Raw genomic sequence first — 6000 nt, forward strand, 5'->3', positions numbered from 1 at the left:
CCAAGAACTTCGTGCTGCGGGGCAATTTGCCCGCCGCGACCGCCCAGCAGGGGAAGGTGGACTGGACAAGCGGGGACACTCTGACCCGTCCGCTGTGGGGAGTGAGGAAGGCGTACCAGTCGTTCGCCCTCAACAACAGTGAGGGCCCCCGGCTGACCGTGACAGGAGCGAAGCTCGGCCCAACGACAATCGTCACGAGCCGAGGAACGGCCACCGTTCCCGCTTGGCTGTTCACCCTGGAGGGTTATGACACCCCGCTCAAGCGTGTCGCCGTCACCCCGTCAAAGCTTCCCCAGTCACCGATCTCACAGGCCCGGCAAGGGTCTGCCGGCGGCCTCAGGGGTGTCCCCCGGCTCGCCGGGACAGCAACGGACGGCCGATCCATCACGGTGAAGGCCACTCACGGGGCCTGCGACACCGGCCCCGTCGTCAAGGCACTGGAAACGAACGAGAGCGTCGTGCTGTACGCCTCCGTCACGGGAGCAAAGAGCGGCCCCTGCAGTTCCGAAATGATCGAACAGAACGTCAAGATAGAGCTGCGCAAAGCGCTCGGTGACCGCATTCTCCTCGATGCCTTCACCGGCCGGCCAGTGCCGTACGGAGGGCCCAACGGGCTGTCGCCGAGCTGGACCTTGGGGTTGAGGGCGTTGGTGGTCAGTCCCTGGCGCCAGCCCCGTCCGAAGTGGTCTCTGGTGTCGGTGGTCGGCAGGTCGTCGGCCTCGCTGTCGGTGCTGTCCTCGCCCGTGCGGCGGCGCAGTGTGGCGGCCAGCATTCGGCTGCCCATCCAGAGCAGGTAGGTGGCGCCGGCGAGGCGCAGCCCGTCGTAGGCGATCCGGGAGGCGGCCAGCACGGCGGTGACGCCGAGGGAGGAGAGGACACCCCAGAGCAGCGTGCCGGTCTGGATGCCGAGGACGACGCCCCAGGCGCGTGAGCGGTGGCCGACAGCTGCGGTGCGCAGTATGAGGGCGGTGTCGAGGCCCGGAGTCATCGTCAGGAGACCGACGACCAGGGCGAAGGTCCAGAGTGCAGTCGTGTCCGTCACGGCTCTGAAGCCTATCGGGGCCCCGCCAGAGGGTTGGCCGGAAGCGTGCGAACATGGTCGGCTCTCCGCGATCTGGATAGCCGAGGCTGCGGCGAGCGGGTGCCGCTGCAGCGGATTCCCCCGGCGTGGCTAGGCCGCCGTCCTGTACCGGCGGCCGCGTTCAGGCCGCGTCCCCTCGAGGGATCCGCTGTTCAGGCATTCAGGTCACGATGCCACTACCAAGGTGATCACCGTGATGCAGGAAGCCTGTTCCTGTCACGCTTCCAGAACCCCGCCGAGCAGGCAGATCACCACCAATCGAGCGTCGTCCGACTATGCCGAAGCCCTGCCGCGGCCGGAACATCGTCCCGCCCATCGCGCGCAAGGGGGTCGAGTCCTCGCAGCGGCTGGGCCGCCACCGTTGGACCGTGGAGCGGACGGTGGCCTGGCTGGCCGGGTGCCGTCGGCTTCACCGTCGTTACGAGCGCAAGGCTGAACACTTCCTTGCCTTCGCCGGGATAGCCGCAACCTTGATCTGCTACTGCCGGCTTTCGACCTGAGACGATGCTCAGGTATTGGCACCTCGTGCCGTCACCGGCCAGCGGTCGATCACCTCACGGTCGCGGACCACCAGCAGCTCATCGGCCAGATTCACCGGCGTGCAGATGTGGTTGGGGACGACAGCGACCAGCGCCCCAAGGCGTGGCCCTCGCACCCCTTCCGGAAGCCGGACAACGGCGTGGTGCTCCCACAGCCCGGTGATGGTTCCCTGCGGGAACTGGGGCAGGTAGCCGTGGCCCGACACCCAGGACGACCGGTCGGAGCCGAGGACCTTGCTACCAACATCCAGCACGAAGCGGTCAGGGGCGGGAACGCTGATCACCGTCGCCGCGGCGGCAAGCGCCAGATCCTCCACTCCGCATGTACCGATGGCCAACTGGGTGGCGTCATTGAAGACGTAGACACCGGGCCGCAACTCGTTCACCGCGCCCGGCTGCCACTGTCCCACCGTCGGAGTCGACCCGCCGCTGACCACACGGACGTCGAGTCCAAGGTCCCGCAGCACCTTCGCAGCCTCGCCCAGCGCGCGCTCCTCGTCCCGTGCGGCGCGCTCGTGCGCCTGCGCGCCGTGACCGTAGCCGTGTCCCGGGAACGTGAACACACCGACGACATCCAGTCCCGCGTCGGCAGCCACCTTCCCGACCTCACCAGCAGCGTGAGGCTGCACCCCGGTCCGATGGCTCCCGCTGTCGACCTCGACGAGCACCTCGACGGGCCGGACGCTGCCGCGCACGGCCTTCCCCAGCCGCTGCGCGCCTTCGACCGACTCGACACCGACTCTCAGGGCCACATAGTCCGCCAATCGGCGCAGCCGCTGCGCCTTGCCGGCATCGAGCCACACGGGGTAAGCGATGAACAGGTCATCCACGCCGACCCGGGCGAATGCCTCGGCCTCGCTGATCGTGGCCACCGACAGCCCGCGCGCGCCGGCCCGAAGCTGACGGTCGGCGATCTGCGCGCACTTGTGGCTCTTGGCATGCGGGCGCAGGGCAAACCCTTGGGACCGCGAAGCCTCAGCCATCCGCGAGATGTTTCTGTCCAGGACATCCGGATCGACCACGAGCGCCGGCGTAGCCAGCCCATCGGGCAGCGGTATTGCCATCTCCTGCCTCCCACCACGGAACACGTCGAGATGATCATGACAGGTCGGTGGACAGGCCGTAGGGCCATCACTCCAGGTCACACGTACCAATCGAGACGACCTCTAAAGCGGGGCCGTCGACGGCCAGCCCACGGCGACCAACGACGATTGCTCGATGGCAGGTCAGCGCTGCGCCAACCTCGACCCGGCCGCATGCTCCGCTCCCGGGACACCGCGAGACACGGTAAACCAACGCGAACCGGACGACATCTGGTCCGGGAAAGCCGGAATGAGGGCGAAGGGGCACAGGTGTTCAAGAGATCCGCGACCGCACCCTGGAAGGCCACGAATCCGCCCGCAAGCGCGGCAAGACCATCGGCGGCGCGGGCGTCACCGACGATCACATGCTATCCATGGCCCTCCACCTTCGGGATCAGGTGTGATCTCTCGGTTTCGGGACAGTGGTGTGAGAGACAGTGGGGCGTTGGTGTGTTGCCGCTGGTCGGTGGCTGTTTCGGTGTGTGGGGTCACTGTCCTGAGGTGAGAGATCCGGGGTGTAAGTACTGTCACCGGTCGATGTATGTGCAGGTCGCGTACTGACACGAAGGCGAGAGGTCGCAACATGCGGGTGCGGCGATGCGTGCGCCATACTCCGAGTAGGGCGCATATGATCTCTATTCGGGCATATGTCGGCCGGATTCGGGATCGGGGATGCGTATGAGCCCTTATTCCACACGGTGGCCCCGGTACGTCTCGTTCATGCCGGCCGCCATGATCGTTGGCGGGGCCCTCTGGAACCTCCTGTCTCCGCGTGCGTACTGGGGCGATTACCTGCTGGTCGCCGCAGTCACGGTGGCAGGAGCACTGCTCTCGCTACGGCACACGATCGCGGCCGGAGCGGCCATCGTCCTGGTCGAGACGGCGCTGTTGTTCGAAGGTGGTTACCTCGGCAATGCCGCCGCATCAACTATCGAACTGGCCAACCTGGCGTTCACCGCGCTCATCGCCATCGGGGTGAACCGGGTGGTTGCTCGCCATGGGCGCCGTCTGGAGACGGTGCGTTCCGTTGCGGAGGCCGCCCAGCGGGCTGTACTGCCCCCGCCGCCGGTCCGTGTCGGCCCCTTGGCCATCGCCGCGGTCTACAAGGCCGCGCAGATCGAGGCATTGATCGGTGGTGACGCCTACGCCGTGCAGGACACGCCGTACGGCACCAGGCTGCTCATCGCGGACGTGCGGGGCAAAGGCATGGGCGCGGTAGGCGTGGTGGCCGTACTGCTCGGCACGTTCCGGGCCATGGCAGACCAGGCGCCCGACCTTGCGGTGCTGGCCGGGCAACTGGAGCGCGCATTGGTCAAGGAGGGCGCGCTGCGCGAGGAGGAGGTCCGGATGGAGGGGTTCGTCACGGCGCTGCTCGGTGAGATCTCACCGGATGTGGACCAGGTGCGGCTGTTGAACTGCGGACACCCCTCCCCGTACCTCCTCGAAGACACCGCCGTATCCCCCCTGGATCCGGGCAAACCAGGTCTGCCGCTGGGCATGAGCGGCCTGGGCGTGCCGCAGGCGGAGCCCGAGACCTGGCCCTTCCCGCCCGGCGGCACGCTTCTGCTGGTGACCGACGGTGTCACGGAGGCCCGGGACCGTTTCGGATCCTTCTACGAACCGGCCAGCCGGCTCAGCGGCCGGGGCCCGTTCCGGCAGCCGGACCAGGTGATCGAGGCCCTGGTACGCGATGTCGAGCACTGGACCGGCGGTCCACGCGACGACGACATGGCGATCCTGGCCATCACCCGGAGCACCAACGGCCCGGCCCGCCCGTGAACGCACCTCAGGCAGAGCACGCTCACGTTCGGTCGCTCGGCAACGGCGAACCTTTTCGGTCACAGCCCTAGCTCACCAGTGCGGCCCAGTATGGATACGACCAAGATCTTGTTACGAGCTCTTAGGTTCCGTTGACTCCAGTGAGGTCCTCGGAGACCCGGAGGCCCAGGGCGGTCACGGTTGCGTCGCTTCGCGCCTCACAGCGTCGGCGCGTCCTCGAAGTAGTTCACGTCCGACTCCCAATAGCCGTCGCGACGCAGGCGTAGCGAGCCGGTCCGGACATCATCGCTCAGCATGGCCCGGAACTCGCCCTCGCCTTCTAGCGGAGCCTCGCCGTCGGAACGGAGCTCCGCTTCAAAGCACGCACGGATTCGTTCAGCAGTGAGGATTTTGACCTCTCCGTCGTGAAGAACTGGGAAGGCATCCAACCGCATGGCCTCGGCCATGCCGACCACCATCAGATCCGCGCGGCGCTGGGCGAGGGCCTTGGCTTGTCGCTGCTGTTTCGCTGTACGATTACTGGTGGACCGTGACTTCTTCGCCATGGGACTCCTGGCGTTTCCGCAGGTCCGGGTGGTCACCTTGACGGAGGTGGGCACGCACGCGGTGCTGGACGCGCGCGTCGGCGGTCTCGTCGACAGCGAACAGGACCTGGCCGCACCCCTGGCGGCCGGTACCGACGGCATGCTCGTGATCATGGACCGGGGCTTCGTCGGAGTCAACGTGTGGCAGGAGTTCACCAAGGCTGGCGCCCATGCGCTGATCCGCGCGAAGACGAACAACGCGCGCACTCCAGTCGAGCACCTGCCGGATGGCACCTACCTTGCGAAGATCTCGCAGTGGGCCGGCAAACGCCAGGTCCGCACCGTGACCGTGCGGGTGATCGAGTACCAGGTCGACAGCGGGGAGACGATCCGCCTCCTCACCGACCTCCTCGACCCCGAGCAGGCCCCGGCCGATGAACTCGCCGCCCTGTATCACGAGCGGTGGGAAGCGGAACTGCCGAACCGTCAGATCGAGACCTTCCAGCGCGGCCCGCAGCAGGTACTACGCTCGGCGCAGTGTGCCTGTGGGCCCCGGAAGGATTCCTGGGCCCACAGGGTCACTGCCGGGATGGATCAGCCGTCGTTCTCGGAGGACGGGAGGTAGGCGCCGGGGACGTCCTTGGGCGCGTAGATCTTCTTGTCACCCGGGTAGGGCTTGGAGAAGTTGTAGGTCTGGTACCAGGTGAAGCGGTCCATCTGGGCCGGGTTGGCGGCGTCCGGCTTGGCGTTCGGGCCGGTGAAGTGCTGCTTGGAGGCCCAGTTGTTCCACTCGTCCGCCACCGGCTGCTGCGCCGCCGCGACCGCGGTCGTCGTGGGTGCGGCCGCCGCTGCCTTGTTCTGCGGGGCCGGGGTGTCCGTACCGCAGGTGGGCTCCGGGCTCACGCCGAGGGTCAGCGAGGTCCGGTTGGGCACGGCGGTGAACGGCGTGTTGTCCGGCTTGTCCGTGAACGCAGTGGCCATCGGGGTGGCCGCGG

Annotated in this window: 5 protein-coding genes and 2 pseudogenes; 3 read left to right on the forward strand and 4 right to left on the reverse strand. The window is 67.5% G+C overall.

The genetic code is table 11. The annotated features are described in order from the left end of the window. Nucleotides 1-400: 400 nt before the first annotated feature. Entirely contained in the window at nucleotides 401-1042 is a 642-nt protein-coding gene (locus IEZ19_RS51865) for a LysE family translocator (RefSeq protein WP_229841534.1), read from the reverse strand. Nucleotides 1043-1368: 326 nt separating this feature from the next. Here IEZ19_RS51865 and IEZ19_RS43555 point away from each other — a divergent pair. Beyond that, nucleotides 1369-1581 (forward strand): annotated as a pseudogene (locus IEZ19_RS43555) (transposase); the annotation flags it as partial. 8 nt (nucleotides 1582-1589) lie between these two features. Here IEZ19_RS43555 and IEZ19_RS43560 read toward each other — a convergent pair. After that, the gene (locus IEZ19_RS43560) at nucleotides 1590-2684 is read right to left on the reverse strand and encodes an alanine racemase (protein WP_189316931.1); all 1095 of its coding nucleotides are present in this window, start codon (nucleotides 2682-2684) and stop codon (nucleotides 1590-1592) included. Nucleotides 2685-3434: 750 nt separating this feature from the next. Here IEZ19_RS43560 and IEZ19_RS43565 point away from each other — a divergent pair. Then, nucleotides 3435-4481, forward strand: coding sequence for a PP2C family protein-serine/threonine phosphatase (locus tag IEZ19_RS43565; protein WP_229841535.1), 1047 nt, complete (start codon nucleotides 3435-3437; stop codon nucleotides 4479-4481). A 197-nt stretch (nucleotides 4482-4678) separates the two neighbouring features. Here the strand turns inward: IEZ19_RS43565 and IEZ19_RS43570 are convergent, their stop codons facing one another. Further along, complete coding sequence (locus tag IEZ19_RS43570; RefSeq protein ID WP_189316933.1) at nucleotides 4679-5026, reverse strand: hypothetical protein; 348 nt, start codon at nucleotides 5024-5026, stop codon at nucleotides 4679-4681. On the opposite strand from IEZ19_RS43570, the gene IEZ19_RS43575 reads away from it, so the two are divergent. Then, a complete protein-coding gene (locus tag IEZ19_RS43575) occupies nucleotides 5004-5630 on the forward strand; it encodes a transposase (RefSeq protein WP_189316934.1) in 627 nt (208 codons plus the stop codon). The two genes, IEZ19_RS43570 and IEZ19_RS43575, sit on opposite strands and share 23 nt — an antisense overlap. Here IEZ19_RS43575 and IEZ19_RS43580 read toward each other — a convergent pair. Further along, nucleotides 5600-6000, reverse strand: a pseudogene (locus IEZ19_RS43580) (phosphoesterase); the annotation flags it as partial. The gene IEZ19_RS43575 and the pseudogene IEZ19_RS43580 overlap by 31 nt on opposite strands.

Origin of the sequence: Streptomyces brasiliensis (genome assembly GCF_014647875.1) — a bacterium.
Taxonomy (GTDB): domain Bacteria; phylum Actinomycetota; class Actinomycetes; order Streptomycetales; family Streptomycetaceae; genus Streptomyces; species Streptomyces brasiliensis.

Bases quoted from the DNA above. Each gene is read 5' to 3' on its own strand.
- IEZ19_RS43560 (WP_189316931.1), bottom strand. From the start codon at position 2,684: ATGGCAATACCGCTGCCCGATGGGCTGGCTACGCCGGCGCTCGTGGTC.
- IEZ19_RS43565 (WP_229841535.1), top strand. From the start codon at position 3,435: ATGATCGTTGGCGGGGCCCTCTGGAACCTCCTGTCTCCGCGTGCGTAC.
- IEZ19_RS43570 (WP_189316933.1), bottom strand. From the start codon at position 5,026: ATGGCGAAGAAGTCACGGTCCACCAGTAATCGTACAGCGAAACAGCAG.